The 650-nt window shown below is 61.5% G+C and carries 2 protein-coding genes; both read left to right on the top strand.

The window, feature by feature from the left end; all coding sequences use genetic code 11:
- A partial coding sequence (locus tag MRBLMC3_RS18690) for a DUF4142 domain-containing protein (protein ID WP_363831258.1) occupies positions 1–366 on the top strand: 366 nt, incomplete at its 5' end.
- Between the two features lie 63 nt (positions 367–429).
- On the top strand, positions 430–650 hold a 221-nt coding region (locus tag MRBLMC3_RS18685; RefSeq protein ID WP_363831255.1), incomplete at its 3' end, for a PA2169 family four-helix-bundle protein.

The raw sequence follows: 650 nt of genomic DNA, 5'->3' as shown, positions 1-650 counted from the left end.
TCGCAACGCAGCGATGTCAAGGACTATGCCCGGCGCATCATTTCGGAATCACAGACCTCCCAGCAGACGCTGATGGCGTCGCTGAGCAACGACCAGCGCAAGATCGCCCGGCCCAGCACTCGCCTGTCGGCCGAGCGCGCCTCGATGCTCAAGATGCTTCGCAGTACGCCGCGCGGGTCATTTGACAATCTTTATCTTACCCAATCCGCCCAGGTGCAGCAGGGCAACTGGGCGACCTACAAGGGTTATGCCGAAGATGGCGCCGACCAGTCGCTGAAGCAGGTAGCCGGCAACGGCGTGCCGATCATCGAACAACAGCTTCAGCAGGGCAGCGCGCTCCTGCCTTCGTCGCTCTCTGCGAACTGAGTGGTCTGGCCGGCCAAGGAAAAAGCCTGGCCGGCCAGCCGCCTTCAAATCAAGGATCATGACATGAACGACAAGCATGATATCTCCGTCCTCAATGGACTGATCACCACGACCCTCGACAGCATGAAGGGGTTTGAGGACGCTGCCGAAGATGCGAAGAGCACCCGTTTTGCGGCCCTGTTCGCCGATTTCGCGCGTGATCGCGGACAGGTCGTCTCCTCGATGCAGGCCGAAGTGCGCGCGATCGGCGGCAAGCCCCAGGACAGCGCAAGCTTCCTCGGCGC

This window comes from Sphingobium sp. LMC3-1-1.1, assembly GCF_040676285.1.
Taxonomy (GTDB): domain Bacteria; phylum Pseudomonadota; class Alphaproteobacteria; order Sphingomonadales; family Sphingomonadaceae; genus Sphingobium.
The sequence above is the reverse complement of the archived record's forward strand: the minus strand, read 5'-3'. Positions and strand labels throughout refer to the sequence as shown.